The organism is Erwinia sp. MYb416 (assembly GCF_037479575.1).
Taxonomy (GTDB): Bacteria; Pseudomonadota; Gammaproteobacteria; order Enterobacterales; family Enterobacteriaceae; genus Erwinia; species Erwinia rhapontici.
This window is the reverse complement of record NZ_JBBGYT010000361.1, coordinates 1-542: the sequence shown is the minus strand read 5'-3', so window position 1 is coordinate 542 and position 542 is coordinate 1. Positions and strand designations below refer to the sequence as shown.

At 57.7% G+C, this 542-nt stretch carries 1 protein-coding gene; it reads right to left on the bottom strand.

The features are described from left to right. The coding region (gene znuC, locus WH277_RS05285) for a zinc ABC transporter ATP-binding protein ZnuC (RefSeq protein WP_339504834.1) at positions 1-533 on the bottom strand (533 nt) is incomplete at its 3' end. Positions 534-542: the final 9 nt, after the last annotated feature.

Below are 542 nucleotides of genomic sequence, written 5' to 3'. Positions count from 1 at the left end.
GAAACCATCAGTACGCCACAGTTGAGTTCGCGGCGCAGCTGGTCGATCAGGTCATACAGCGCCACCTGGCCGTTGACGTCAACGCCCTGCGTGGGTTCATCGAGTACCAGTAACTGCGGCTGGTTGAGCAGTGCACGCGCCAGCAGTACGCGTTGCATTTCACCACCGGACAGTTTTTGAAGCGGGTATTCCAGCAGATGAGCCGCCTGTACGCGTTTCAGCGCGGGCAGAATATCGTCTGATTTTACCCCGGGGCGCAGACGCATAAAACGCGCAACGGTGAGGGGCAGGGTGACATCAAGATGGATTTTTTGCGGCACGTAGCCAATACGCAGTTGCGCCGGGCGCAGCAGAGTACCGGAGGTGGGGGCGATCAGCCCGAGCACCACACGCACCAGCGTTGATTTACCTGCCCCGTTCGGCCCGAGTAGGGTCAGAATACGGCCAGGTTGCAGCGAAAGTGACACATCGGACAGGACACGGCGCTGTCCAAAGCTCACAGAAATTTTTTCAAGGGCGATCAAAGATGACATGTCGATTAC